This is a genomic window from Patescibacteria group bacterium (genome assembly GCA_038065255.1).
Classification (GTDB): Bacteria; Patescibacteriota; Patescibacteriia; order JACQRZ01; family JACQRZ01; genus JBBTRI01.
In genome coordinates, this window is record JBBTRI010000010.1 from 118,573 (window position 1) to 144,118 (window position 25,546).

28 protein-coding genes, 3 tRNA genes and 1 other annotated feature are annotated in these 25,546 nt (G+C 42.2%); of the genes, 3 read left to right on the top strand and 28 right to left on the bottom strand.

The window, feature by feature from the left end; all coding sequences use genetic code 11:
- Positions 1-82: 82 nt before the first annotated feature.
- From AAB400_03230 to ftsE, 4 genes are all read right to left on the bottom strand, one after another.
- A tRNA-Gln gene (locus tag AAB400_03230) sits at positions 83-153 on the bottom strand.
- A complete protein-coding gene (locus AAB400_03235) occupies positions 139-837 on the bottom strand; it encodes a helix-turn-helix domain-containing protein (protein MEK7648906.1) in 699 nt (232 codons plus the stop codon). Before AAB400_03235 ends, AAB400_03230 begins: the two co-directional genes overlap by 15 nt.
- Positions 838-899: 62 nt before the next feature.
- A complete protein-coding gene (locus tag AAB400_03240; protein ID MEK7648907.1) occupies positions 900-1,820 on the bottom strand; it encodes a permease-like cell division protein FtsX in 921 nt (306 codons plus the stop codon).
- Between the two features lie 3 nt (positions 1,821-1,823).
- The gene (gene ftsE, locus AAB400_03245; GenBank protein ID MEK7648908.1) at positions 1,824-2,504 is read right to left on the bottom strand and encodes a cell division ATP-binding protein FtsE; all 681 of its coding nucleotides are present in this window, start codon (positions 2,502-2,504) and stop codon (positions 1,824-1,826) included.
- A gap of 102 nt (positions 2,505-2,606) precedes the next feature.
- Here ftsE and AAB400_03250 point away from each other — a divergent pair.
- Positions 2,607-2,677: transfer RNA gene (locus tag AAB400_03250), tRNA-Gly, on the top strand.
- Positions 2,678-2,717: 40 nt separating this feature from the next.
- Here AAB400_03250 and AAB400_03255 read toward each other — a convergent pair.
- Both AAB400_03255 and AAB400_03260 read right to left on the bottom strand, forming a co-directional pair.
- Complete coding sequence (locus AAB400_03255) at positions 2,718-4,421, bottom strand: CTP synthase (GenBank protein ID MEK7648909.1); 1,704 nt, start codon at positions 4,419-4,421, stop codon at positions 2,718-2,720.
- A gap of 8 nt (positions 4,422-4,429) precedes the next feature.
- Complete coding sequence (locus tag AAB400_03260) at positions 4,430-4,684, bottom strand: glutaredoxin (protein ID MEK7648910.1); 255 nt, start codon at positions 4,682-4,684, stop codon at positions 4,430-4,432.
- 83 nt (positions 4,685-4,767) lie between these two features.
- Here AAB400_03260 and AAB400_03265 point away from each other — a divergent pair.
- Positions 4,768-4,840 (top strand) — tRNA-Thr (locus AAB400_03265).
- A 200-nt stretch (positions 4,841-5,040) separates the two neighbouring features.
- Here AAB400_03265 and AAB400_03270 read toward each other — a convergent pair.
- Genes AAB400_03270 through AAB400_03280 form a run of 3 tightly spaced genes read right to left on the bottom strand, consistent with a single transcriptional unit; the run spans position 5,041 to position 6,736 of the window.
- Positions 5,041-5,460 carry a septum formation initiator family protein gene (locus AAB400_03270; protein ID MEK7648911.1) on the bottom strand — a complete coding sequence of 140 codons (420 nt, stop codon included), beginning with the start codon at positions 5,458-5,460 and terminating at the stop codon, positions 5,041-5,043.
- The gene (locus AAB400_03275; protein MEK7648912.1) at positions 5,457-6,029 is read right to left on the bottom strand and encodes a hypothetical protein; all 573 of its coding nucleotides are present in this window, start codon (positions 6,027-6,029) and stop codon (positions 5,457-5,459) included. Before AAB400_03275 ends, AAB400_03270 begins: the two co-directional genes overlap by 4 nt.
- 53 nt (positions 6,030-6,082) lie before the next feature.
- A complete protein-coding gene (locus AAB400_03280) occupies positions 6,083-6,736 on the bottom strand; it encodes a hypothetical protein (GenBank protein MEK7648913.1) in 654 nt (217 codons plus the stop codon).
- Positions 6,737-6,849: 113 nt separating this feature from the next.
- Between AAB400_03280 and AAB400_03285 the strand changes: the two genes are divergently transcribed.
- Positions 6,850-9,147: a hypothetical protein gene (locus AAB400_03285; GenBank protein ID MEK7648914.1), complete on the top strand. Its 2,298-nt coding sequence runs from the start codon at positions 6,850-6,852 to the stop codon at positions 9,145-9,147.
- A 63-nt stretch (positions 9,148-9,210) separates the two neighbouring features.
- Here the strand turns inward: AAB400_03285 and rplL are convergent, their stop codons facing one another.
- From rplL to AAB400_03380, 19 genes are all read right to left on the bottom strand, one after another.
- Positions 9,211-9,612: a 50S ribosomal protein L7/L12 gene (gene rplL / locus AAB400_03290; protein ID MEK7648915.1), complete on the bottom strand. Its 402-nt coding sequence runs from the start codon at positions 9,610-9,612 to the stop codon at positions 9,211-9,213.
- Between the two features lie 39 nt (positions 9,613-9,651).
- Complete coding sequence (gene rplJ / locus AAB400_03295; GenBank protein MEK7648916.1) at positions 9,652-10,194, bottom strand: 50S ribosomal protein L10; 543 nt, start codon at positions 10,192-10,194, stop codon at positions 9,652-9,654.
- Between the two features lie 14 nt (positions 10,195-10,208).
- Positions 10,209-10,346: a sequence feature (ribosomal protein L10 leader region), on the bottom strand.
- 155 nt (positions 10,347-10,501) lie between these two features.
- The gene (gene mltG, locus AAB400_03300) at positions 10,502-11,503 is read right to left on the bottom strand and encodes an endolytic transglycosylase MltG (GenBank protein ID MEK7648917.1); all 1,002 of its coding nucleotides are present in this window, start codon (positions 11,501-11,503) and stop codon (positions 10,502-10,504) included.
- Positions 11,500-11,988: a phosphatase PAP2 family protein gene (locus AAB400_03305; GenBank protein ID MEK7648918.1), complete on the bottom strand. Its 489-nt coding sequence runs from the start codon at positions 11,986-11,988 to the stop codon at positions 11,500-11,502. The genes mltG and AAB400_03305 overlap by 4 nt, the downstream gene beginning before the upstream one ends.
- 12 nt (positions 11,989-12,000) lie before the next feature.
- Positions 12,001-13,080 (bottom strand): M50 family metallopeptidase, encoded by a 1,080-nt coding sequence (locus tag AAB400_03310; protein MEK7648919.1) that lies wholly within the window; start codon positions 13,078-13,080, stop codon positions 12,001-12,003.
- Positions 13,081-13,102: 22 nt separating this feature from the next.
- The gene (gene frr / locus AAB400_03315; protein MEK7648920.1) at positions 13,103-13,654 is read right to left on the bottom strand and encodes a ribosome recycling factor; all 552 of its coding nucleotides are present in this window, start codon (positions 13,652-13,654) and stop codon (positions 13,103-13,105) included.
- A gap of 10 nt (positions 13,655-13,664) precedes the next feature.
- Positions 13,665-14,717 carry a hypothetical protein gene (locus AAB400_03320; protein ID MEK7648921.1) on the bottom strand — a complete coding sequence of 351 codons (1,053 nt, stop codon included), beginning with the start codon at positions 14,715-14,717 and terminating at the stop codon, positions 13,665-13,667.
- Entirely contained in the window at positions 14,714-15,427 is a 714-nt protein-coding gene (locus tag AAB400_03325; protein ID MEK7648922.1) for a hypothetical protein, read from the bottom strand. Before AAB400_03325 ends, AAB400_03320 begins: the two co-directional genes overlap by 4 nt.
- 13 nt (positions 15,428-15,440) lie before the next feature.
- The gene (locus AAB400_03330; protein MEK7648923.1) at positions 15,441-16,556 is read right to left on the bottom strand and encodes a glycosyltransferase family 1 protein; all 1,116 of its coding nucleotides are present in this window, start codon (positions 16,554-16,556) and stop codon (positions 15,441-15,443) included.
- 2 nt (positions 16,557-16,558) lie between these two features.
- A complete protein-coding gene (locus AAB400_03335) occupies positions 16,559-17,569 on the bottom strand; it encodes a rod shape-determining protein (GenBank protein MEK7648924.1) in 1,011 nt (336 codons plus the stop codon).
- 3 nt (positions 17,570-17,572) lie between these two features.
- A complete protein-coding gene (locus tag AAB400_03340; protein ID MEK7648925.1) occupies positions 17,573-19,465 on the bottom strand; it encodes a DUF4012 domain-containing protein in 1,893 nt (630 codons plus the stop codon).
- Entirely contained in the window at positions 19,452-20,261 is an 810-nt protein-coding gene (locus tag AAB400_03345; GenBank protein ID MEK7648926.1) for a glycosyltransferase family 2 protein, read from the bottom strand. The genes AAB400_03340 and AAB400_03345 overlap by 14 nt, the downstream gene beginning before the upstream one ends.
- Before the next feature lie 7 nt (positions 20,262-20,268).
- Positions 20,269-21,303, bottom strand: a complete 1,035-nt coding sequence (locus AAB400_03350) for a glycosyltransferase family 2 protein (protein MEK7648927.1) — start codon at positions 21,301-21,303, stop codon at positions 20,269-20,271.
- Positions 21,266-22,759, bottom strand: coding sequence for a glycosyltransferase family 2 protein (locus AAB400_03355; protein ID MEK7648928.1), 1,494 nt, complete (start codon positions 22,757-22,759; stop codon positions 21,266-21,268). The genes AAB400_03350 and AAB400_03355 overlap by 38 nt, the downstream gene beginning before the upstream one ends.
- A 174-nt stretch (positions 22,760-22,933) precedes the next feature.
- The gene (locus AAB400_03360) at positions 22,934-23,482 is read right to left on the bottom strand and encodes a mechanosensitive ion channel domain-containing protein (GenBank protein MEK7648929.1); all 549 of its coding nucleotides are present in this window, start codon (positions 23,480-23,482) and stop codon (positions 22,934-22,936) included.
- A 9-nt stretch (positions 23,483-23,491) separates the two neighbouring features.
- Positions 23,492-23,917 carry an archease gene (locus tag AAB400_03365; protein MEK7648930.1) on the bottom strand — a complete coding sequence of 142 codons (426 nt, stop codon included), beginning with the start codon at positions 23,915-23,917 and terminating at the stop codon, positions 23,492-23,494.
- Between the two features lie 8 nt (positions 23,918-23,925).
- A complete protein-coding gene (locus AAB400_03370) occupies positions 23,926-24,243 on the bottom strand; it encodes a hypothetical protein (GenBank protein MEK7648931.1) in 318 nt (105 codons plus the stop codon).
- A gap of 69 nt (positions 24,244-24,312) precedes the next feature.
- Entirely contained in the window at positions 24,313-25,260 is a 948-nt protein-coding gene (locus AAB400_03375) for an FAD-dependent oxidoreductase (protein ID MEK7648932.1), read from the bottom strand.
- A gap of 48 nt (positions 25,261-25,308) precedes the next feature.
- Positions 25,309-25,545, bottom strand: a complete 237-nt coding sequence (locus AAB400_03380; GenBank protein MEK7648933.1) for a hypothetical protein — start codon at positions 25,543-25,545, stop codon at positions 25,309-25,311.
- Position 25,546: the final 1 nt, after the last annotated feature.

Consider the following 25,546-nt stretch of genomic DNA (forward strand, 5'->3'; position numbering starts at 1 on the left):
TCTACTCTGTATGAAAATACAAAGGTATCCGAATACCAAAAATCTCCTCAGAGAGGAGATTTTTGCACAAAATACATTTTTCCTGCCGGGGAAGGAATCGAACCCTCATTCACAGGTTCAAAGCCTGCTGTCCTGCCATTAGACGACCCGGCAATAATAATTACCAATTGCTCGTATCCAACCCTCAATCCTTCTATAGAGATCTGTGCTCTTAGTCACTCTCATGCAAATAAGTCCATAATAACTCTTTCCTATATTATGTCTAGTAGTTTTGATTTTATTTGTTTTAAAGTATATGTGTGTTAATTTTGAGAGTGGAACCTTCAGTATTCTTGACCAATATCTTGTCACTTTTTTTAGGGAGTAATAGCTTGATTTGTGAATATAAATCTCGTAGTTCAATCGATCTTCATTAATCATAAAAACTTCTTTAAGCCAATACTGAAACAGTCTTAACATATGAGGATCTGAATTTGAGAATTTAATTCCGCACGTTGGACGATATTCTTTTGCCTTAGATCCTTCAGCCCAGTAAAGCATAATTCCCATTAACCATAAATCTTTTTTCGATAGATCTGTTATATCACTCGCAGCTTCATCAAATATAGCCTGTGTACGTACTATCCTTTCATTTTTTCTTTTTATTCCACCTCTTCGTCCTGCTTCAAGTTTCTTTTGAGTAAGTCTTTGTTTCTGTGGTTTAGATAAGTGCACTTCTTTAAGCCATAGCGATAATGTAGATTTTGCAACAGGAACGATTTTAACAATATCCCGCAAGGACATTCCTTTCTTTCTTAAGCGTAGTGCTTGATTTCTTTCTTCGATCTTTAAAATCATAAAAACCACGATACATACCTATAGAATACCTTATCGTGGTTTTGTTGTCAATTAACTCAGAATTACACCTTCAGATACCGGCCAATGGCGATAGAGGAACTCATAACACTTAAAATAAATGCTGCCAACAACTCGGTTCCGAAGATCGTGGTGAAATTGTTACTGAAATAGCCGATGACGTCAAGTGCTTGGCCGTCGAAGAATTTTGAGACATAGGGCTGGGACGCGCCGAGTATTGGATAGAGTATAACAATTGTAAGCGCAATGGAAATAACACTATAAAGAAGACTTTCGACAATCAATGGTGCTCGAATAAACCAATTTGTTGCACCGACAAGCTTCATGATGCCTATTTCGCGCTTACGTGTATAGATTGTCATGCGTATCGTGTTGAAAATAATCAGAATGACAACAAATGCAAAAAAAGCATTTACGGCTATCCCAGCGCGCACAATATTATCTTTTACCGATTTGATCTTTTCTATAAGCGCCTGCCGATCATCCATCGTCTGATTCTCAATAAATGTCGCATACTCATCTGCTTTCAGTACTTCCTGAATGGCTGCGTAGTTACTCACATCTCCTGCCTGTATGACAAGGTTACCGCTCAGAGGGTTGGTATCAAGTTCCTTGAGCGTATCCTGAATAAGCGTATTACCCTGTTGAGAAAACTTATTTTTCAACTGATCAAGTGCCTGGTCTTTGGTAACATATGTAACACCAGAAACATTTGGCATTGCCTGGAGTCGCGCTGCAAGTGCCTGAATATCGCTGTCTTGAGCAGTTGGTTTAAAAAAGATGGTTAAATTTACTCGCGCTTCAATTGCATCAAGGGCTGTATCAAAAAAAACATTTGCCAGCAAGAAAAAATTAACAGATAAAAATGCTAACGTCATGACGGTAATCGTCACGGTGGAAAGCCATAGATTCCTCCAAAAATTCTGGAATGCAAAGCGAATGATACGAATGGGTTTGACAAGCATAGGTTAAATGAAATATTTGCCGCCTTCGCGGTCAGAAACAACGCGGCCGTCTTTAATGGATATGACGCGTTTTTTGAGCATATTTACTACGTCCTTGTTGTGCGTAACAAACACAAGAGTCGTTCCAAGATCATTAATTTTCACAAGCACATCCACAATCCCCCGACTTGTGAGCGCATCGAGATCGCCAGTTGGCTCATCGGCAATGAGAATATGGGGCCGGTGCACAAGCGCCCGTGCAATGGCAACGCGTTGCTGTTCGCCACCGGAAAGATGGCGCGGGTATCGACCCTCTTTACCTTCCAATCCAACAATACTAATGACCTGCGGAACAACTGATCGTATAGATGTTCCCGATTCACCACAGACTTCAAGAGCAAATGCAATATTTTCGTAAACCGTTTTTTGTTCAAGGAGTTTAAAATCCTGATATACAACACCAATCTGTCTGCGCAATGAGGGAATTTTATAGCTTGGAAGCTTTGATACCATAAGTCCATTTACTTCGACTGTGCCAGAGCTCGGACGCTCCTCAGCGGTAATAAGTCGGACGATGGTGCTCTTGCCTGCTCCGCTCTTTCCAACCAAAAAAACAAATTCGCCTGGTTCAATTCGAAGAGAGAGGTCTTCTAGAACAGTGATATTCGGTTGATAGATTTTAGTAACCGTCTCAAGGGTAATCATAAAGATAGTATACCCGATGCAAGAAATAGGAGCAATATACCAAAGACAAAATTATATCTTGTATCTTTTAACAGGAGTCCCTATACTGACAACGTATTATGCGCGGGTGTAGTACAATGGCAGTATGTGTGCTTCCCAAGCACAAGACGTGGGTCCGATTCCCATCACCCGCTGTGAAGCAAAAACACTCAATCGAAAGATTGGGTGTTTTTGTTATGTTCTATCCTTATTCCTACATGCAGCATCAACAAAACCAATAAACAGTGGGTGGGGATTCAAAAAACTTCCAGTGAATTCCGGATGAAACTGTGTTCCAATAAAAAACGGATGCACATCTTGCGGTAGCTCCATAATCTCCATTAACACTTTATCTTCAGATGTGCCAGAAAAAAGAATGCCGGCGTTTTCAAATCTGCTGATGTATTGCGGATTGACTTCATAGCGATGGCGATGACGTTCTTTAATGATATGATTCTGCCTCACACTCTTATCTATCCACCGGCCCTCTTTGGCACTTGAATATAATCTATAAGCAAGACTTGCTGTTTTGAGATGCGCAAGATACGAACCGAGACGCATAGTACCGCCATAACGGTTTTGGCGAATAAGAACGGCTTGATCCGGCATAATATCCACAACCGGATAGGGTGTTTTTTTGGATACTTCTGTTGTATGAGCACCTTCGAGATTCATCTCACTTCGTGCATATTCGATAAGCGCAAGCTGCATGCCATAACAGATTCCAAAATAGGGTATCTTTTCCTTACGAGCATATCGAATGCCGCACATAATACCTTCAATACCCCTACTGCCAAATCCTCCCGGTACAAGCACTCCATCATAAGCCTTTAGCTCACTGACTGACGATGGATTTTTTTCGAATTTTTGCGAATCGATCCACTCTATTTGAATGCCGCATCCCAGCTGATACGATGCATGCTTAAGGGATTCTATGATAGATATGTAGACGTCAGAGAGAACATAATCCCCTGTTTTAAAATACTTACCAATCATAGCGATACGGACTTTTTTTTCTGTTTTTTTTGCCCGCTCAACAATCCGCTTCCATCCCGAAAGATCTGATTGTTTTTGTGATCGCAAGCGCAGGGTTCGTATAAGAATATCTGTCAATCCATCATGATCAAAATTTAAAGGAACTTCATAAATATTTGGAACGTCAGGCGCTGAGATAATATTCTTATGAGGAATACTGCACATATCCCCAATTTTCATTTTACGCTTATCGTCGAGCGGATAGGAACCGCGCGCAATGATAATATCAGGATGCACACCATAAGAATTGAGGGTATGGACCGCATTCTGCGTTGGCTTTGTTTTCATTTCTCCGATTGTTCCGGGTATTGGCAAGTAGCTGACGAGTGCAAAAAGCACATCATTCGCATGCTTAAGTTTCATAATTCTTGCAGCTTCGATAAAGATAGCATTCTGATATTCGCCCACCGTGCCGCCAATTTCGACAATAGTCACATCAGCATGCGTAAGTTCCGCGGAAGCATAAATTCGATTGATAATTTCCTGTGAAATATGAAATGTTGGTTCTACGCATGCGCCTCCATACCCAAGATTCCGTTCTCGATCAATTACTGTTTTAAAAATCATGCCATTAGTCATGTAATTTTCCAGAGGAATTTCAATATCCAAAAAACGTTCATAATTCCCCATGTCTTGATCGCACTCAAGACCGGATGAAAGCACAAAGACTTCCCCGTGTTCTATTGGGTTCATAGTACCAGCATCAACATTCAAATACGGATCAATTTTGATGGAGCTTACTGCAAGACCTCGCGATTGAAGAATCTTGGCAATTGAAGCAGAAGCGACACCCTTGCCCACTCCCGACATAACACCGCCAATAACAAATATGAACTTATGGCGTTTCGCTTTTTGCTGAGCCATAGATTGCTTTATGATTGGAATTGTGGAAGGCCTTTTTCTGCAAGAAATGCCACAACAGCATCTGCATCCGTATCTGCCAGAATATCACCGTCAACATCGAGAGTCGGAGCCTTTTCCTGTCCGGACTTATCTCTCATTTCCTGATAATACTTCTCATTACTTAGTACTTCTCTCTCTTCAAATGGAACACCTTTTGACTGCAGAAGCTCAAGAACCTCTTCACACCAAGGGCACCCCCGTTTTGTATAGACAATAATGTTCATATAACGTATACTGCAAAAGTTATTAACAGAAACATTGTACAGACAGATTAGCACGACAGGCTCGATCGAGCAAAAAAGTATATGCCAGCGTAGCTCAGTTGGTAGAGCAATGCTTTCGTAAAGCAGAGGTCGTGGGTTCGAATCCCACCGCTGGCTTTGAAAAAGTTTGAAAAGACTGCGAGTAATAGAACTGCTTCTATTGCGTGTGGGATGAGAAGACCGCAGCGATATTTTGCCAGAAGGCAAAATCGCGAGGGGCGGCCTGCGACCAAGGTGAGCGACGGCGAACCGAGAGTTGTAGGCGAATCCCACCGCTGGCTTTGAAAAAGTTTGAGAAGACCGCAGCGATGATTTTCTTAATCACCGAAAAAGTATTTCCACCATTCTACTCGGATGGAACGATCTGGCGAATTTTGACCGTAAATCAACGAAGGGTTTTTTTCCTCAGAAGGCTCGCTATCTTTTTTAAATGGAGAAGTTTTAGAATTATTTTGCAAAATGACCATTTGTTCATTCTTTTTTTGAAGTCCGAATTTCATCCGTGCCTCACGTTCAGCAAAAAAATCGCTCTTAAAAAATTCTTCCATGTGCTTTAGATTATCCTGCCTCGACTGCATCTGTTCAAGCTCAGAACGCAGTGCGGCAATTTTTGATTGGCTTTCTATTGTTTGTAACGTAATACTTACAAATTTCCACATCAAAAAAACAAACACCAATGAAAGTGTAAAAAAAAAGAGTTTTGATGAATGAAGGCTTAACGTGCGCTTATCCCTCATACGCCTTCTTCATCACCGGTGATTTCAACTGAATGAAGTTTTCCTGCTTGGCCTTTGGGGCTATCGGTTCTTTTTTGCATGCGTGATACTGCATGAGAAATACGATCAAGCACCTGCTGTGGATGTTCGATATTTTTCATAACTGTATAGCGCGTTCCTGTATAGAGCGCGGTAATCTGCATATTCCCCAACGAAAAAAGTGTTTGCAAAAATCCTTTACACTCATATGAAATTTCAGTAATTGTTTCCAGTTGAAATTCCTTCACTTGTTTTTTGAGCATGCTTGTGCGCGTGATTTGCATGATCCTCCGCGATGTAACAACCGTAATGGTTCCAATCCATTGAGAAAGGATTGTGAACATAAAAAGAAGAAGTGCAAAAATAAGCAAAGAAAATATAACAATTCCATTTAAACCAAGTGAAAGAAATGGAAACAAAAACAAGCAGGTAACAATAAGAAGAGCGCAGAAGGGCAACAGGCGGAGGAGAGCAACAATAGAATGTGGGCGATAGGTTCCCAGCACTTCTTCATCCTGGCTTATATGAAGTGTTTCCTGAAATATTGACATTGGATCAGTGAGTATGAATCTCACTCAAGTATACCTTGAATTAAATCCAATGCCTAGACCTGTTGATCAGTCAGTGTATCAAAAACAACTATCTTTTTGCCCTCTAAAATTTTAAATAGAAAACGATCCGTGACACTCTTTCGATAGGCATATTCATCACGAGTCATTGTTGTAAAATTAATCTCACGCTCATACTCTCTCTCAAATGCCTGCACTACTTTCAAGAGCCTACTGCGCGAAACGTCTCCAATAATGAGTAGATCAACCGGAGTATCTTCCCTATTCACAAAAAAACCAGACAGTATGATGGAATTGATGGAGCCAAGATTCTGAACTTCACGAATGAGATCCTGCTGAAATAAGATTGGACTTTTTAAGAATAGAGATCTCAATTCCTGGTAGAGCGAGTATTCTTTATTTGCTGTGAAATACCGCTTTATATGTTTGTCTGTTAATTCAGTATCTTGCTTTTTACTTTGTGGCTCTTTTTTTACAACAAACTGGGGCTTGAGAGAATGATTGCTCTTTATGACTGCTTCAGAAATAATACCGCAATCAATAAGATTTTTGAGTTCACGACGCACTGAGTTAATCTGTGTATCAATCTTTCGTGTAAGCTCACGAATAAAATATGAGTCCTCGGGATGCATGAGAAATAAACGCAAAAGTCGCGTACGTGTCTTTGAACCAAAAATGTGTTCAAGCATATGATCTGAAAATTCAACAGCACCTCCTTGCCATAAATCCTGAACAATTGCTGTTTACATATTTATAGGCTATACTATAATTGCTTTTTAGAAAACTGTAAAGATGCCCTGATATGGCTTATAATTATAAACCTTTTTTCTCAAAGATATCAATTCAGGGAAAGGGACACGATGAACTATCATATACATTTTCAAATGGACCCATCGAACAGAAAAATGGTTCAGTTACTATTTTTGGTGTTTTTTCCATCAATTCTTCTCAAGAACTTTACCAGTATTTCATAAAACAAACAGTTAAACATTTTGTTGATTTTTATCATCGAGCACAATCACTTCCCGATAATGCACAAACTGCAGAAAGCGGATTGAATAATCATGAGTTTTTATTTGAGAATGCAATTCAATACATATACGACAAAGTTACAACTGCACTTATTGACTTTCAAGAGGATCACAAGCGTTCGGGATCGATTGATTTAAAAAAAATTCACTGCATTATTGGCGTGCTTTCAGAAGGTACGCTCTATCTCAGTGTAACAGGGGGAATGCTGCACAGTTTCTATATCTACCCAACCACAAACAAGCAGGGGTTCTCTCGGTACTCTCTCGCTCCTATTATTGACGCGGGAAAGAACAGCGAGCATCAGACGAGGCTTTTTTCACAAATAGTTTCCGGCGCTGTTAGTTTGCCTGACGGTGTTGTATGTATTACAACCGGATCGCTTCTGGACTACCTTTCGCTCGAGCAGCTCAAACAAATTGTCACAACCCAACATCCAGACCATCTAACATTGTCCCTTGAGCGCATACTTGGCAGAGTTCAGGCCCGCAATGATCTCACTGCGCTTTTTATTCATCCAACATACACAGGCAATGCACAAATGGCCCAACAGCAGCATAGGATCCAAACCGCATCTAACCGTTCTATGGAAGAGCTTAATAGCAGACAACGAGGCACGGATAGTGTTATGACTCCAGCTACATCATTCCATGTTTCTCACGCAATATCCCGTGCTACTCATCTTCTTAAACTTTGTATTCAAAAGATTATTACCCTTGAAAAAATACTTTTTCAACCGGCAAACGCAAAAAAAATGCGTTCGTTTATTCATATCATAATCACAGCGCTTCAGCGTTTTGGAAAACATCTTATCAATACTGCGCGATCAATCCAGCGCGCTATTACATCGCGATCATATCGAAATGTACTTCAGAGCCATGCTCATTTGGCACCTAAAATGTATTCCAAATTCCAAGCTGCATATTCTTCTGCTAAGCATACTTTTCTCAAACTACCGAAACCATCGCGAATTATCCTCTCGCTCAGCATCCTTTTTATTGTGCTCTTTGTAACAAGCTTGTTTACACTAAGCGCGCAGAAAAAAAAGCAGCAGCACGTTGCATCAGTTGAAACAATTATTCAGTCGATTACCGATAAATCAAATAGTGCTGAAGCTCGCGTTATTTTCGAAAATGACTCAGCTGCATTTCCCCTTATCCAAGAGATGCAGCAGCTTATTGAGCATGTACCGCAACCACTTACCGACAAGCAGCAATCATCACTTGTGATACTTCGGACAAAAATCGCATCACTTGTGAAGCGCCTTAATCATGCTATCACTATTGATTCTCCCGAATATATTGCAACACTTGCAGACATAGCTACTGCCGAATCAGTAGATGCAACAGAATACTCCGGAACGATTCTCATTGCATCTGAACAACATTTTTATTCACTTTCGCCGGGAGCAAAGAATCCAACACACAGCACGGTTCCCTCTTCCATGACCACCTCCCGCTGCGCAGCAGCGATAAAGAATGCGATCATTGCATGCAATGGCGATGGCACTCGCCTCTATCGTCTAGAACAAAACTCCGTATCAAAACCATTGCCAATTTCTCTTTCTGCTAAAGAAGGAAGAATAGATAAAATTCAAACGTACAACTCAAATGCTTATGTGTATAGTGCGAGTGCTGCAACGTTTTTTAAACATTTGGTATTGGGAAGTGGCTTTGGAATAGGGATCGAATGGGTGAAAGATCCATCAATTTCCCTTCATGATATTTTGGATTTCGATATTGACGGCTCTCTCTATGTACTGAAAAGCAGTAACCAGCTCTATCAATACGTCAACGGAAGGCCTCGACCCATACCTCTACCATCGATCATTCCAACACCTCAATCTCTTACAAAGATAGAAACGGATCCTTCCACCCCCTTATTATTTCTTTTGGAGCCGCGAGGTAACAGAATCATTGTACTTGATAAAAAATCATACCAGCTCAAAGCACAGCTTCTCTCTCCTGTCTTCAGCTCACTGAAAGATATTCAACTGCGTCCATCGACAAAATCTCTTCTGGTAGTCAACGGTGCAGATCTTCTGAATATACCACTGGAAAAACTCAAATAAAAAACAGCCCATACCATGCTCTGCATAAAGCACCGGCATGTGGGCAGTTTTTTATATGTACGCCTATTTGAGAGTGACTTTTGCTCCTGCTTCTTCAAGTCTCTTCTTCATGCTTTCAGCATCGGCCTTACTTACACCTTCTTTCACAATTTTTGGTGCTGCATCGACAAGATCTTTTGCTTCCTTCAAGCCAAGCTGCGTCAATTCACGGATTGCTTTAATAACATTAATTTTCTGCGCTCCTGCTTCGCTGAGCTCAACATCAAATGCGGTTTTTTCTTCAACTGCTTCTGCTGTAGGCGCGCCTGCTGCGGCAGCCATCATGGGAGCTGCGGCTGAAACGCCAAATTTATCTTCGAGAAGACTAACAAGTTCAGCAAGATCAAGGACTGTTAAGCTTTCGATCTTGGATACTAGGTCTTTAAATTTCTCGGGAACAATGACCTCTTTTTTTTCATCTGACATAAAAATATGATTCTTTCATTAATTAGGAATGCAATTCACTTAGGAAGATTTCGCAATTTTGATTGCATTCAGTACATATACGAGACTTCTAGTATTGCCGCTTAGAACAGATACAATGCCGCGCAGAGGGTTGGCAAGACATCCTACTACCTTAGCGCGAAGTTCAGTCTGAGAAGGCAGAAGGGCAAGACGCTTAATTTGCATTGCATCCATACTGACCAACTCTTCACCTTCCTTGAACATCAATCCTCCAAGAAGCTGCAATGCCTCATGGGTTTTTGCAAACAACGCCAACAATCGAGCAGGAGCTACTTCATCATCATAACCGCATACCAACGCAACCTCTCCTTCATAGCGCTTTGGATCGACTGTTGTTACACCGCGGTTCTCAAGCGAACGGCGAATCAGCGTTTTTTTTGCCATCATGCAATCTATGCGTTCTGCTCGCAAGTTGCGACGTAATTCTTCGGTTTCTTTAACCTTCAAACCCTTCAAGCTAACAAATACCACTGAGCGCGCATCTGCAAGTCTTTCCGTAAGCTGCTTAATGATGCCTTGTTTACTTTCTTTTGTTCGAGCCATAACAAGTAACTAACTAGGTAATAAAAAAATCTGTGCATACTGCCACAGACCTACATGCCAATTATCATTGGCCCGACCTTTAATCCTCGGCGGGTAATTAAGCAGTTCAAGGGAACTGCACCCGCTGTCTATGGAGTATATGGTCTATTCTAGGATAGTGGAGATAAGCTGTCAAGTAGTGCTCTTGTTTGTTTTTGCTTTGTAGCTTTTTATCACCCGGTGATACTGCTGATGAGCAATAAACCTACTTGGCGTTCGATAACCAAGAACTTGCGATTTACCCCTCACTCGTGCGTGATTTTTCATATCAGTTTTGCAAATATTCTCTTTTATTCTTCACATGCTCTTGGAAGGTCTTACTAAAAACAGTTCTGCCATCTGGTGCTGTAAGAAAATAGAGATACTCATTCCGTATAGGGTAGAGCACTGCCCGCAGGGAGGAAAGGCCAGGATTACAAATAGGTCCCGGCGGCAGGCCTTTCACGCGATAGGTGTTGTAAGGCGAATCAATTGCAATATCATTATAGGAGCTTTGAGGAGATTTTTTACCGGTAATGTAGTTTACTGTTGAATCGGCCTGTAGCGGCATGCCAAGTTCCATCCGTCGCATAAAGATGTCGGCAACACGTGCGCGGTCGACATCAGTCCGAACTTCTCGTTCCACAATACTTGCAAGTATTACTCTATCGTAAAGCGCCCATCCTTTTTCATCTGCCTTTTCGCCGAACTTCACATACACTTTAGTATTAAAATTTGTAAGCATTTTTCGTATTACATCATCAGGGGTGGAATCAACAAATATACGGTAGGTATCCGGAAACAAAAAACCTTCGATTGTCCTTTGTTGCGCTGTCCCAATCAGAAATGGAAAGTATGCCGACCAATCTTTTTTTGATGAACGTAAAAAATCATCTTTTGAAAAAACACCTTGCTTATCCAACGCGCTTCCTATGTCGTCAATCGACCATCCTTCGGGGATAGTAATACTCAATTCACGCTTTGGTACTCCAATTGCTAATTTCTTCATGAGGCTAAAAAGCGGCTCATTTGATGGGATATCATATTCCCCCGCCTTGTATGAATACGATGGGAAAAGAAGCTTTGATACAGTTATCATTACAGAAGGATTGCGGATCAACCCACTGTCATAGAGTTTAGCAGCTATTATTTCGACCGTATCACCCGACTCAATGATTATTTTTTTTTCTTGTACCGATGATGATAACGGACTGAGAATAGTGAAAACAGCTGCAAGTAATAGCATAACAATTGCACTACATGCAGTGATACATATGAACAGCTTTTTCATAACCGAACCACTCTCCATACAATCGCAAAACTCATCAAACCAACAAAAGCGCCTGTAATAATATCCAATGGGTAATGCACGCCTGCTGCAATGCGAGACACGCCAATGATACATGCTAGCGTATACGCTACGCCACTCATACGAGGATACGCCGCACCGATGCTTGCTGCCAAAGCAAAGGAAAGGGCTGTATGATCTGACGGAAATGATTTGCTCGTTGCAGATTTTTCAATAAGCTGAATAACAGAATGGTCAACAAACGGTCGCGAGCGAAATAACAAAGAACCAATTGTGGCATTTATTCCAAATGCCAAACTCGAGCTAAAAATCGCATGCTTCAACAGCGATTTTTTTTGTACACCTGCAATGACTATTCCAATACCCAGAAGAGGAAGTGCATAGGTTGCAAAAAAAACGATACCAGCATCTATAATCCAAGAACGATGTGCAACTCCATTGATGAAAGAAAATAATAATACGTCCATAGAGGAGTCGCTCTACATCGGCAGCATTCTCGTAACATCCCGTATTGTAATGAGTATCAGTAGAGCAATCAAGAGCATGAATCCAGCAACATGAATGGCATTTTCAAATGCCGGGTTCAGACTTTTGCGCCTCACGCGTTCAATAAGGATAAAAAGCGCCCGCCCGCCATCAAGTGCAGGAATCGGAAGAAAATTAAAAATAGCAAGACTCATGGAAAGCTGACCAACAAGATTAATGAGATAGGTTATGCCGAGCTGCGCAACGGTGCCTGTATATGACGCGATTCCTACTGGACCGACAAAATTATCAAAAGCCAAGTGTCGCAATGCACTTCCTAGCGTACTCACAATCATAACAGCAATACCCCATGTCGTTTCAAGTGATTTAATAAATGCGATATGCAACGGATAGGACACAAGACCAATGCGAGCTATTCCAATACCAATACCTGCCTTACCGGTTTCTTTTAAAATGACAGGGGTAATCTGCTGAGTAGAAACACTGTTGCCACGTATATAGGTTACCGTTACGGATTGCTCAACATGTGCTCGAGTATAATCCTGTACATCTTGTATGGATGTTTGCGCTACTCCATCAAGCTGCGATATGACATCGCCTATTGCAAGTCCTGCTTTCTGAGCCGGTGACCCCTGCTGTATATAGGTTATTTGAATTTTTGCATCCCGTGCTTGCCCATCCAGCTTTTCAGCATCAAGAATATGAGGCATGCCAATAGCATACCCTACGGTAAACAATACAATCGTCAATACTACATTCATGAAAACACCCGCCGCGAGTACAATTAATTTCTGCCACCACGGACGCGATGCAAAGCTATCCTTATCCTGCGACAATGTTCCCGTACCATCTTCACCCTTTAATTTGACAAAACCTCCAAGCGGCAGTGCATTGATAGAATACAGCGTCGGTCCCCTTTTTATACCCCAGACGCGCGGGGGAAAACCAAAGCCAAACTCTTCAACGTGTATGCCAAATATGCGTGCTGCAACAAAATGCCCCAGTTCATGAATAAGAACTAAAACACATAGTACAGCTAAAAACAATAGGACGGTTGCAATAATTCCAACCATACTGTTAGCCTATAATCATGAATTAAAGTGTAAGAATATCCTCTTCTTTTTTTGAACCAAATTCATCCGCTCGCGTAGTTGTCAGCTTTGTAAGCTCATCAATCTGTTTATAGAGATCATAGCGATCGTCTTCGGTAATTTCGTTTAATTTCTCGCTTTTCTGAACATCTTCCCGCAAAGCATCGCGGACAGCTCGAACGGCAATTTTTGCCTGCTCCACTTTTTGTCCCACTACTTTCACAAGCGCCTTTCTATTTTCTTCAGTGAGCAACGGCATGACTAATCTAATTGATGAACCGTCGTTTACAGGATTGACGCCAAGATTTGCCGCCAAGAGCCCTTTTTCAATATCTTTGAGTACAGACTTATCCCACGGAGAAATAAGAATAGTGCGAGCATCGGGAATACTGAGTGATGCAAGATGCTGCAACTGCGAAAGAGTTCCGTACGCTTCAACCATAAGCCCCTCTACGAGACTGGTACTTGCGCGTCCTGTTCGAAGATTCTTCAGCTCATCCTGCAAATACGTCAGATGTTTTTCGAATTCACTTTTTTGTTTGTGGATATCAATCATATTGAAAACATTATAAATAAGGATTTTTTTCTACCTCTTTCATAAGACCCATATAGATAATCGATAGGTTATTAGGGTCAATCGCAATGACTGAGGGCCACTGGGACGTTGGGAGAACCTGTGCTGTCCAATGAGCGCCATTGTCTGTGGAATGGTAGAATGTATTTTTTGTTGCATAATAAATCTCATCCTCGTTCGACGGATTCATCGCACCGACGCGCACATCCACGCTGCCTATTGGCGTAAGCGGGGGAATAAACCGCCAACTCTTTTCCGTTCCTTCAAATTTCCAGAGACCCATCGATGTTGCTAGGAATAACTGTTCTTTTTTGCCAGATACTTGAGCCGCTCGATAATCACCTCGTTGAAGCTGGATTTCCTTTGGTGGCGTTATGTCTTGCCAGTCACCGCCCTTCGTATAACTTCGAATTACTTGGGAATCGCGTGAAATAATGGTTACAATTGCTGTATCAAACTGATCAAGGAGAATTTTTGCAATGGGAGTGCGATCACGATAAAATACAGAATTCCATGTCATCCCTTGATTGGTACTTTTGAAGACATCTCCCGAAAGACTTGCAATATACACCACCATGGGATCGGACGAGTCAAGCGCAATACTGGTAATTCTTGTTTTCCGAGTTTCATTATAGATGGTTTCCCAACTTTCTGCGCAATTAACGGTACGTAAAACTTTGGTCGGAAGCGCCACAAAAAGCGTACATTTCGCCGTTGGATCTAGTACAACATCAACAATCTCTTGATTTGCAATCATTTGTGTCCAGTGAATTGCTGCGTTATCACTGATAAACAATCCTTGGGCTTTGGTGCCCAAAAAAAGATTAAGAGAATTCTTTGGATTAACTGCAAGAAATGTAGCTTCTGCTGTAGTAAGCCTCAGGAGTTTGCCACCCGTACCCTTTACAAGCGATTTTGACTGCCATGTATTTCCTTTATTCGACGATTGTATAACAGTATCGGAAGACCCCTTTAACGTACATGAGGCTCCGGTAAGCATCAGTGTGAGAATGACAATACCAAGTGATGTGTTTGAGGTAGTCATAGGCTTGTGTTCAGGCAAAAAGCATCATATACGCTTTGTTCGCGCACACCGCCACTCCGGCTCATCTGCACATTGATTAGTTCGCGATAGAGCAATATATTCACCTTGGGAATGGAATCTTTCTCACGCAAGATTGTACCTTCTAATTCAGAAAAAAATCCGTCACAATCATCCTTTGTCAGCGACTGGCATGCTACGAGCTTTTCACCAAGAGAAAGCGATATCAAATGCGAAAGACTCATACTACTCATCCCGCTGATATGAGTACTTTCGGGCAGTCTCAATACGGCACAGCGAGATGCAACAGTTGGCATGACTCCTAAGCGAGAAAATGCCTTTAATATAAATACACTGTCTGCAGGTGTCTCTTCCAGTGTTTTAAGTAGTGCATTACCGCTTTCTGCAGTAAGCTCCTCGGCGCATGGTATCAAAACGATCCGAATCCGTCCAGAAATACTCCTTCGCGATAGCTTCTGCCGCACATCCTGTATTTGCTTAACTGTTATAATAGGATGCTTGCGATCTTCGTCTTCATTTTGGACTGTAATTGTTTCCGATGGTTTAATGTAATCGATAAATGTTTGTACAAAATCTTTTTCACCATCACCTGTACAACCAACAAAAAGCAGGGCATGAGGAAGCATACCCTCATGATAGAGTCGAACGACATACTGCCACATTGGATGCTGTTCTTTTACTATACTATTCATAGCTGTAGATAGTTTAGCATACTGTCTTCTCTCTCGATAGAGAGTCAATGCCACGCGCACACGACTTCCACGTGAATCGCTTTGTATTTTCATACCCGATTTCTGTGAGATGAGCGGCATACGATACATCAGAAGCAATTTTTTGCATGGCATTCGCTATAGATAGGGCTGATTGTGGATCGATATAAAGCGCTCCGGCACCTGCAATTTCTGGCAGTGAAGTTGTTTGTGAAGTAATAACCGGAACGTGGCATGCTTGAGCTTCAATTACAGGAATACCAAAACCCTCGTAGAGGCTCGGGAAAACAAATGCAGCACATCCCGACAAAAGCGCTTTCTTCTCATACTCTTCTAACCATGGAATATACATAATCCTTACACCCATTTTGTGCGCTTCTTCAATAGCGGCAATGCTTTTTTGAGCTCCATAGCCTTTTGGACCGGCAACGACAAGACAGTGTGAGGAATTGGAGCGGGAAAAAAGCACGAATCCCTGCACTAAGCTCTTAATATTTTTTCGTTCATCAATTCTACCAATGGTGAGAAAATATGGTTGTTGGATGCCATACTTTTCGATAGTCGCTCGAATGGCACTCTTGTCTTGCAAAGCGGCATAGGTTGAATCCAAACCTATATGTACAACGTGAATATTCTCACTCGGGGTTCTGTAGTTACGAATAATTTCTTGTTTTGTCCATTCTGAAACGGCAACGATTCGCCACGCCTGCTTAAGCGCATACAACGTTGACCATTTCAAATATGCCACATCTTGCCAGCTCCGATATGTTGTGTGGCAGAAAAAGCCGACATCATGAACGACAGTAATGGTTTTTTGTGGATGAATGAGCGGTAATGCGCTCGCTGGTATGAGCAATACATCTGGGGGATGAACTAGCATTTCAAGTGAAAGTCTTCCTTGAGTCCAAAAGTGTTTGAATGGCCAGTGAAGTATACGCAAACGAGAAGAAATGACAGCATCCATATCGCCTGGGGGCATTCGGTCTGTATAAAATATATATTCGTGCTCTGTATCGATGTCTGCCAGTGCTTTCATCAAATGAAAAACATACCATTCAATGCCGGTTTTTTCTTTCCTAAATGCACGCGATACATCAACACCAATCGTCATGGCTATTTTGTTGCTAAAATACTTCTCTTATACGCATCGAGGTTTTCCAAAACAATACCGGTACCCTTTGCGACACACAACAATGCTTCATCGGCAATATATGATGGGATACCCGTAGCGCGTGTTACCAACTGGTCTAAATTGCGAAGCAAACAGCTGCCCCCCGACATAATAATACCTCTATCAATAATGTCTGCCGCAAGTTCGGGTGGTGTATTCTGAAGCACAGTTTTGAGCGCAGAAATAATACCATCAAGTTCATTTGACACCGCATCGGTTACATCATCTGATGTTACACTAATTGTTTTTGGCAGTCCGGTAAGCATATCGCGTCCACGCACTTCCATTGTGAGCTTATCATCAAGATAGAGTGCTGAACCAATAGTTATTTTGATTTCTTCTGACGTTCGCTCCCCTATCGCAAGTCCGTACTTTTTTCGAACATATTCCATAATTGCATAATCAAACTTATTCCCGCCGATACGCACTGACGTTGAAGCAACAACCCCACCCAATGAAATAACGGCAATTTCTGCAGTGCCGCCTCCAATATCAATGATCATATGGCCGGATGCATTGCCAATAGGAATATTGGCACCGATTGCTGCAGCAACCGGTTCTTTAATAATATATGCAGCCTTTGCGCCGCTCGCGAGCGTAGCATCGATAACTGCACGGCGTTCGGTAGATGTAATGCCTGCAGGAACCGCCACCATGACTTCCGGACGGAAAATACGAAAACCGCCGAGTGCTTTGTTCACAAAATACCGCAGCATTGCTTCTGTCGTGCGATAATCTGCTATTACTCCGTCTTTAAGTGGGCGATAGGCAACAATGGTATCTGGCGTTCTTCCAAGCATTTCTTTTGCCTCTCTGCCAACAGCAAGAACTTTTTTATCAATAATGGAAATAGCAACAACTGATGGCTCATTTATGACAATGCCGCGTTTGGGGATATGAACCAGAATATTTGTCGTTCCAAGATCAATGCCGAGTTTTGGTGTAAATGCCATACGTTACTTAAATGTGATAGAGTATTCCTTATCAGTTTGAAGAAGTGATTCGAACTCAACACTTCCAAGCTCTGACTTTGACGTTGATCCGATCAGTGGGCTATATGAAGCAATCGGACGGACAAAATGCGCAACAACAGAAATCTCTTGCCCAATAACACCGCTCTGCTTCTGAACAAATAATGTATACAACCCTTTTTTGACATCTTCTTCTACGTGTTTTGGAAGCTGATATTCAATGGAAAGGGTACCTGTTTTTTGGGGTTCAATCTCAATGAATGCGCCGAGAACCATCTTACCATGCTCTTGAGAAATCTCAAGGGGAATAGGGGAAGAAATATGCGAACTTCCTTGAGGAATAAGAATTCGAACATAATCCTTATACGTGGTAGACGTCCATGAAAATGTTCCATTATTTGTATAGGTGAGAAGTACTTTTGCTTTCAGGACGCCGTCATCATTTTCCTTAATAGTATATGAAATCTTCTTATCCATCACGGCATCTGTTTTTAAACTGATGATGTTGCTATCCACAACCATAAGGTAATCACTCGATTTCTGAAGAACTTCTCCGCTCCAGCCATGATCTTTCAAAAATTGAAAAAGGTCGCTATCGCGCGTATAGGCCATAAGCGTCTTTTCAGCCAAGCGGGCGCGCATGACGCCGAATATCCCTTCCCACTCCACTATGCTTAATTTCGCAATGCGCCGGATAAGCTCATCCGCAATCAATCGAATAACGTCCTTGCGCTCAGATCTGGCAATACCCCTTCGTTCATAACCTTTTTCAACTTGGTATTCCAGTTGATCGCGCAATTGATCGGGATCGAAATTAAGATCCTCCACGGATACAGGACCAACGATCCGCATAAGCGATGATATGACATCTGGAGTCAAGGTAAGTACGGCATCAATTTTTTTAGTGCCGCCCTCGCGCGCATAAAACCAGAGGGCCTGCCGTGCAGCAGTAGGAAAATCAGGAGACCAATTTGAATCACGCAAATACCATGCGCGTATGCCACCATACGTACGCAACGGTTTTGGCGGTGGAATGCGCAAGTGTTTTGCATTGTCATCAAAATTATAAATATTATCGGTAAAAAATGATTTAATTTCTCCATTACGAAGTGTAAGAATTCCATATGATCCAATAAATCCTCCTGTTGCGCGCACCTCCGCATTGTTTTGGAATAGCAAAAGATACGTCATCTCGCGGTCATGTCCAAGAAGTGCGGGTGCAACTGATAGATAGGGTACTGCGGCATCTAGTATATCTCGCACCCTTTGTGCATGATTATACAATGCCTGCTTAAGCGGCACTGCCTGGCTTGGAAGTGAAGTATCTGAAATTTTTTCAAGCCGCTGCAGCAAGAGATCTAACGAAGCACGCGAACCTGTTATTGACGGCAGTCCGGACGTTAGTATGTCTAATATGCGTTTCTTATCTTGCTCCGACAATTCCTTAATATGTGAATCTCCCTCCTGCACAAGAAGAATTGTTTCCAGTGGAATAGTAATTTTTGAAAGATCGTATCCCACGCTCACAAAAAGGTCTACAAGCGATATAAGTGTGAGAGTTTCTTTCTGATAGGCTTGAAATGGTGAAAAAGAAACGGTAAATGTGGGGGCGCTTGAGATCTGTAATTTCAGTTCGGCAAGGGCTTGCCGAGAGATTGCAAGACTGTCTTGAATTCTTGAATATCGAAAGTGCTCAACATCACTTTTAATACTTTCGAGTGACGATGATAGCGTAGAAAATATATGAGCTACTCGCGCTACATCGCGTCCGCCAATCCAAATGATACCGCCAATCCAAAGAGCAATAAGAACAATACAGCCGATAATTATGCTTTTAAGATGACTTTGCTTTCGCTTATGAAAACTAAGTCCGTGCATACGTCATGGGATATTTCAAAAAATATCGTATACCATCAATAATGTGGATTCTCGTGGCAGTATCTCGTATTGAATGGAGTCCCATCCGCTGTGCAGATTGCCGCTTATGGAGATGAATAAGCTGAGCGCTACTATGATAGACGACTCGGAATCCATTCTGCCAAAAACGCATACACCAGTCGGTATCACTGAAGTAAAGAAAAAAACGTTCGTCAAACAGACCAACCTTTTGCACTGCCGATCGTCGCGCAATCAGAAAAGCTCCCATGAGGGAATCTACATCTGTGGGGCCATTCACCTCAATATCTTTCATCAAAAATGCTTCGATATGTTTTCGAGCAAATGGCAGCTTGCCTATCCATAATCGACGATACACCGGCGTAAGTAAGCGATAAAATCTATAGTATGATTCTTGAATGCTGCCATCCGGATTCAAGAGTCGTGGGCCAACAATGCCGACATCCTGATGGTCATGTAAAAACCGATAGAGCATTTCTAAGGCACCAGATAACAATGTAACATCTGCGTTGGAAATGATGATATATTCTCCCCGAGCGGCATTCATACCAACATTATTTCCTGCTGCGCACCCAATATTACGTGCAAGCGGAATATAACGAACACGAGGGTATCGCTGCTCGAGAATCTCCTCAAGCCCTGCGTCTCGGCTATTATCAACAACAATAATCTCAAAAGCTAATTGAATATTTGCGCGGTATATATTCGCAATGCACTCCCGCACCAATTCCTTTGTTCTATAGTTGAGAATAACGAATGAGAATGCCGGTTTGTTCATAGATAGATTATATAAAAATGCGCTTCATCCATTTCAATAAATCAACTACAGAGCATGTGCGCCTCAATTGAATGATTGACCTCTTCTTTTTCATCACTGCATACATGTTCCATAATTCGCCAAATGCTTTTAATTGTGTTGGTTCGCAGAGTATCATATAAATACATTTTGCACATTCATAGAATATCATCTGAATGCCGACAAACGGCAAAAGTGCCGCCGGAACATTTTTGAAAAGCACATACCAATGATTGCGATACGACCAGTAGCGAATGATATGCGCCCCACGATTGACAACGAGAAATGAACTCTTAGCGCTTCTCACATGATAGCATATCGCCTGAGGAATGCAGTAGCTCTTCCACTGCCGTAAACGCATACGATAGGCAAGATCAACATCTTCCTTATACATGAAGAAATCATCATCAAAATACTCATTCTTTCCTTGTCTGTCAAGCATGCAATCTTCAAGCGCCAAACGTCGATAGAGGGCACATGTTGCAGGTACACCAAATACTTCTTGCTCGCTTGTACAGTGCGAAGCCGCTAAGCCTGAGTGCGTTAAGTATGCATGCTGACTCTGCGCCAATGATATTCCGCACGCATCTATGGATGCTGCACGTGGAATGTCATCGAACGACCGAATACGTATGAGAAGTCCACTTACACTTCCAACATCCGGGTGTTTATCCATGAATGCAATAAGCAGTTCGCAATACGAGGGTTCGAGAACGGTATCCTGATTGAGAATGAGAATATATTCAGAGCGTGTTGAGCGAATAGCATCGTTATGCGCTCGTGCAAAACCTGTATTTTCCGACGAAAACACGCAATCGATTTTCTGTGTATTTTTGCTTATACTAACTCGTGAGCTGTCAGTCGATGCATTATCCCATATCCTATATTCAGCGGGGGGCTTGGTTTGAGAAGCAACGCTTTGCAGGCAGCGTGGTAAGTACTTCTCGCCGTTGAATGTCACAAGACTGATAGCATACGAGCCTTTTTCATGCGCTCTGAGCGATGCGGGACTTTTCTGTAACATAGAATCCTAAATATCTTCCAAACATAAGTCGTGTTTGGGCATCAATTGCCGGAATTGAACTGAGAAGAATAATAGAAATAGGAAGCAGAAGCCACTGCAAGATCATAAATAGCACACTAGATACCCCGTGCCGCTTCGAGCGAGGCGGCAGCAATGTCATGGAAACTATACCAATAATAACAATGCCTGCAAAACTCATATTCAAGAGCAGTTCAAGAATATGAGGTGCGTTTTGAGCAACAATACTGCTTTGCTCTGAATCGCTTACAAACAAAAGGGGGAAGCGGCCAAGAAGAAGTATGATAAATGGCGCTGTTGCCCAGGTATACATGCCTTCGGTCTGATTCCAAAGTATTTTTAAGCGTTTACCGATTGGGATCATCCGATTTTTCAAGAAATTTTCAACAAGATAGGGAAAATGTTCCACGCCCCATGCCCATCGCCTCTGTTGTTTGTACAAATTCACCAAACTCTTCCATGTCCCTTCAGCTAATACGGTATCCATTGAGACAGGTATAAAAAGTGGTGTAACTTCGTAATCTCCGTTATATCGCATAAAGCATTGTAGGAAAATTCGCGAATCCTCACTAACGATTGTAGGATCCCAATACCCAACATCAACAAGCGCCTGAAATGGCATACTGTGAGACGAAAAGGTAAACAACCGATCAGGCCGCACGAGTTCAGTCATGAGCCAAAACGTCGTACTAAATGCTGCGAGGCGCATCGGCGCGGGAGAATCCCAGATATTATTGTTATAGAGCACAACCGGCTGGTAGCTTGAGTGTGTTCTATTCGGATGGGAAAGGTACGCCGATGTCAGGCAGGAAAAGTAGTCCTGATGCACAATCGTATCGATATCAAAAGCTGAAACAATCACACGCTCATAGGAAATATTGAGCTGATCTATAAGCGTCTTCGATTGCACGCCCATGTAATGAAGGTTTGCTCCTTTTGTTTTTATTTCTCCTGCAATCCCATCCGGATGGATAGTGGTAAGAAAGCGAGTAAAGACAGTTGAATATTTTTTTTTCATTACTTCCATTACTTGCAAGGCATGTGGCTCATTTCGCCCCTCCCCTCCAAGCACCACAATCATCCTGTCTGAGGGATAGCGCGATTGGGCAAGAGCAATAAGTGCCGTATCGACTATCTCAGTACTTTCATGCACAAACGGTAGGCATATGAGGTGATAGACGGATTGCCAATCGTTGTGCGCGCGCAATGCGGCATTCCAATCTGTTTTCATTGATTGCCTATACGTCCTCCATGCAAGAATGAGAAAAATAAGAAAATAGGCAACTCGGAAAAGCCAATACAAATCGAACAAAAGAATAAAATAGATCACCCAAAATGGCTTGACGATCGACAGTACTACTCCAGAAAAAAAAGTGATCCAGACAAGCATGCCTGGAATAATTTCCATTCTGCGATACATCCGTGATTTTGTTTTCATAAGACCTCTTGCACAGTAATTTTCCGTAACGAAAGCATGATTATTTGAGCGAAAACAATGAAGCTTGAGGAAATGAATCCGTGTGATTCATTGACGAGAGATGAATTGTTTGCAGCCAAATAAGCATGATTGTAGTAGGAAGGATTGTTGTGTAAGAGGTCTACACTACTATCGCTAGTGGTGTCGTGTTCCTCGAGCATTTTGGCTTGGTGATTGAACAACTCCCACCGTAGAGATTTGTCCGTTTGGTATGGTGTAGAGAATCTGTTTATCACGAATAATTGTTTTCATCAAGCTGACATGTTCTACAACACCCTGAATACCATTAACAATAATGACATCGCCAGGACGAAATTGATCTCCAATAAGAATGGTTATGCCGCTTCCAACATCTTTCAAAATAGACTGAGCAGCAAAAGAAAGAGCAATGCCTACAACGCCTGCCCCGGCGATCAAGGGTCCGATATTCACGTTAAATTCATTGAGAACAATGAAAAGGGCACAAAGGCCAAGTACCCAGCGCGCTAACGTCAAAAAAAGCGTTATGACACCCTTAATGCGGGGGTCGGATATTGTTGTACCGCGGATAATCGGCAATCTCGAGGAAAGTACCGTAATAAACCGTTTCACGAGAATGATAACAATGAGGTATGCAAACAGCGCAACAATAACAACAATCAATACATTAAGAAATCTCGAGAGTGTGAGTACTAATGCATCCATAAAATAATCCTATGTGATTTGGGCGCTACAGACCACAGTATGCTTTTCTTCATCTATACTGCATTCTGGGTGGGAAATATTTTTGATAGAGCGCTTTCGTGCATGCTTTGAAGCGTCACATACCTCGCCATATGCTGCTCCGGTAAGCAGATATTGAGAATCGTTTACTTTCTGAATAGAAGCTATCGAACACTCGCCAAAAAGAATATTTTGTTCTTCGCTATGCCGCACAAGCTCTCGCAACCACTCGGCAAAAAGCGATTCTATATTTTTGGCATCGACAACCATTTTTATGCGCTCTTTATCTTTCAGATGTTCTGAATCTCCCATAAGCGAAAAGAGCGCTCTGCCGCCGTCCAAAAATGCATCTATTGCTATAGTCCCTTCCGAGCGAAGCTCAATACCTCCTTTATTTTCCGTGAGAGTATAAGGCATAGAAACTCTTATTTTTTCTTTAATTCTTTTTGTATATCACCCCAATGGCTCGTGAGTATCGATTTCATTTCCTGCAAGTATGCTGTGGTGATTTTCTTTCCACGAGCATATTCCAAAAGCGATGTTTCGAGCATTTTTTCATAAGCGTCCTTAGACACCATATTGAGCGACCGTGCGCTTTTCAGCATTTTTTTCAGCAATGACTGAGCAAGTTTTTGTGCTTCTTTCCGTGTTTTTTTCCCTGCCTGAGGAGCACAGAGCAATGCGGCGGCAGATGCAAGAATTGCTCCCAGTGCCGCACCTTTCAAAAATCCTTTTTTATCCATAGAGGTGCATACGTAAAGTATTATACACCTAAGTATACCATAGGGGAGCTAAAAAACCATTCCCCTGCACTAGGCATGGAATCCCCAATCCACTTGGAGCGGTCTTTTGCCTTGTTTTTTGGAAAGATACTGATACGCGCTAATAGCAGCTTTTGCACCTTCTCCCGCCGAGATAATAATCTGCTGATACGGCACCGTCGTACAATCACCTGCAGCAAATATGCCTGGTTTTGTTGTCTGACATTTATCATCAATCTGTATTTTACCTGTTGCATCGCACTCAACAAGTCCGGATATAAAGGATGTACTTGATTCAAACCCTATCGCAACAAACAACCCGTCCACCGCTACTATTTCTTGTTTGTCGGCGTCAGATGGTGTAAGTGTTATCTCGCGCAGATATTCCTCGCCACTGAGCGCAGTAACTGTTGTGTACAAACGTTGTTCAACATTATGAAGTGTCTTGAGACGATCAAGAAGAATCTTTTCAGCCCTAAATTGATCGCTTCTATGGATAAGATAAATGTGGCGCGCAATTCCAGACAGCTTCCATACAAGCTCCAGCGCTGAATTGCCGCCTCCGACAACGGCAACAATTTTATCTTTATAGTGTAGAGCAGAGTGCGCATTGCAGTAATGGATTCCCTTCCCCTCATAGCGCTCTTCGCCTGCAACTCCGAGATTCTTTGGTGTTTTCCCAAACGCACATAGGATGCTTGATGCAGTAAAACGACTGGTGCGTGTTACCACATCAAACACTTCATTATTCTCATGCACCTCGGAAACATGCCCTTCAATAAATGTACATCCCACGTTGCGCGCCTGCTGTGAAAAAAGCTCAACAAGTTCTGGACCTTCAATGCGTCCTATGCCGGGATAATTCTCAATTTCAGATGTCGATGCTGTTTGTCCGCCAAGGTCTTTAGCAATAATCGTAGGCGCCAAACCGCGCCTACCCGCAAAAATGCCTGCCGAGCACGCAGCAACACCCCCTCCAATAATAATTAGGTCAGTCATAGGTGGAAAAACGGCCGGGAGTGTATCCCGGCCGATGCATTATTCGAGTTATTCATCATCAAACCCATCTTCATCATCGTCATCATCATCATCAAAGTCAGCTGCAAGAGGATCAGATTCACTTTCGTCATCCGTATTATCGAATCCGGTATCCTCATCATTAAGCTCATCTCCCTCTTCTTCATTGGTATCGCCGTCATTCGGCTGCAAATCTACTCCGCAAACATCGCAAACGCCTGGCAAATCATACGTTTGACCGCATTGCGGACAAAGGTAGTCACTCATA

Bases quoted from the DNA above. Each gene is read 5' to 3' on its own strand.
- AAB400_03240 (MEK7648907.1), bottom strand. From the start codon at position 1,820: ATGCTTGTCAAACCCATTCGTATCATTCGCTTTGCATTCCAGAATTTT.
- AAB400_03255 (MEK7648909.1), bottom strand. From the start codon at position 4,421: ATGGCTCAGCAAAAAGCGAAACGCCATAAGTTCATATTTGTTATTGGC.
- AAB400_03325 (MEK7648922.1), bottom strand. From the start codon at position 15,427: ATGAATAGTATAGTAAAAGAACAGCATCCAATGTGGCAGTATGTCGTT.
- AAB400_03310 (MEK7648919.1), bottom strand. From the start codon at position 13,080: ATGGTTGGAATTATTGCAACCGTCCTATTGTTTTTAGCTGTACTATGT.
- mltG (MEK7648917.1), bottom strand. From the start codon at position 11,503: ATGAAAAAGCTGTTCATATGTATCACTGCATGTAGTGCAATTGTTATG.
- AAB400_03375 (MEK7648932.1), bottom strand. From the start codon at position 25,260: ATGACTGACCTAATTATTATTGGAGGGGGTGTTGCTGCGTGCTCGGCA.
- AAB400_03380 (MEK7648933.1), bottom strand. From the start codon at position 25,545: ATGAGTGACTACCTTTGTCCGCAATGCGGTCAAACGTATGATTTGCCA.
- AAB400_03345 (MEK7648926.1), bottom strand. From the start codon at position 20,261: ATGAACAAACCGGCATTCTCATTCGTTATTCTCAACTATAGAACAAAG.
- AAB400_03335 (MEK7648924.1), bottom strand. From the start codon at position 17,569: ATGGCATTTACACCAAAACTCGGCATTGATCTTGGAACGACAAATATT.
- rplJ (MEK7648916.1), bottom strand. From the start codon at position 10,194: ATGGCTCGAACAAAAGAAAGTAAACAAGGCATCATTAAGCAGCTTACG.
- AAB400_03330 (MEK7648923.1), bottom strand. From the start codon at position 16,556: ATGACGATTGGTGTTGATGTATCGCGTGCATTTAGGAAAGAAAAAACC.
- AAB400_03370 (MEK7648931.1), bottom strand. From the start codon at position 24,243: ATGGATAAAAAAGGATTTTTGAAAGGTGCGGCACTGGGAGCAATTCTT.
- AAB400_03260 (MEK7648910.1), bottom strand. From the start codon at position 4,684: ATGAACATTATTGTCTATACAAAACGGGGGTGCCCTTGGTGTGAAGAG.
- AAB400_03360 (MEK7648929.1), bottom strand. From the start codon at position 23,482: ATGGATGCATTAGTACTCACACTCTCGAGATTTCTTAATGTATTGATT.
- AAB400_03320 (MEK7648921.1), bottom strand. From the start codon at position 14,717: ATGACTACCTCAAACACATCACTTGGTATTGTCATTCTCACACTGATG.
- AAB400_03285 (MEK7648914.1), top strand. From the start codon at position 6,850: ATGGCTTATAATTATAAACCTTTTTTCTCAAAGATATCAATTCAGGGA.
- AAB400_03280 (MEK7648913.1), bottom strand. From the start codon at position 6,736: ATGCTTGAACACATTTTTGGTTCAAAGACACGTACGCGACTTTTGCGT.
- AAB400_03275 (MEK7648912.1), bottom strand. From the start codon at position 6,029: ATGTCAATATTTCAGGAAACACTTCATATAAGCCAGGATGAAGAAGTG.
- frr (MEK7648920.1), bottom strand. From the start codon at position 13,654: ATGATTGATATCCACAAACAAAAAAGTGAATTCGAAAAACATCTGACG.
- AAB400_03235 (MEK7648906.1), bottom strand. From the start codon at position 837: ATGATTTTAAAGATCGAAGAAAGAAATCAAGCACTACGCTTAAGAAAG.
- AAB400_03340 (MEK7648925.1), bottom strand. From the start codon at position 19,465: ATGCACGGACTTAGTTTTCATAAGCGAAAGCAAAGTCATCTTAAAAGC.
- AAB400_03350 (MEK7648927.1), bottom strand. From the start codon at position 21,303: ATGTTACAGAAAAGTCCCGCATCGCTCAGAGCGCATGAAAAAGGCTCG.
- rplL (MEK7648915.1), bottom strand. From the start codon at position 9,612: ATGTCAGATGAAAAAAAAGAGGTCATTGTTCCCGAGAAATTTAAAGAC.
- AAB400_03305 (MEK7648918.1), bottom strand. From the start codon at position 11,988: ATGGACGTATTATTATTTTCTTTCATCAATGGAGTTGCACATCGTTCT.
- AAB400_03365 (MEK7648930.1), bottom strand. From the start codon at position 23,917: ATGCCTTATACTCTCACGGAAAATAAAGGAGGTATTGAGCTTCGCTCG.
- ftsE (MEK7648908.1), bottom strand. From the start codon at position 2,504: ATGATTACCCTTGAGACGGTTACTAAAATCTATCAACCGAATATCACT.
- AAB400_03355 (MEK7648928.1), bottom strand. From the start codon at position 22,759: ATGAAAACAAAATCACGGATGTATCGCAGAATGGAAATTATTCCAGGC.
- AAB400_03270 (MEK7648911.1), bottom strand. From the start codon at position 5,460: ATGAGGGATAAGCGCACGTTAAGCCTTCATTCATCAAAACTCTTTTTT.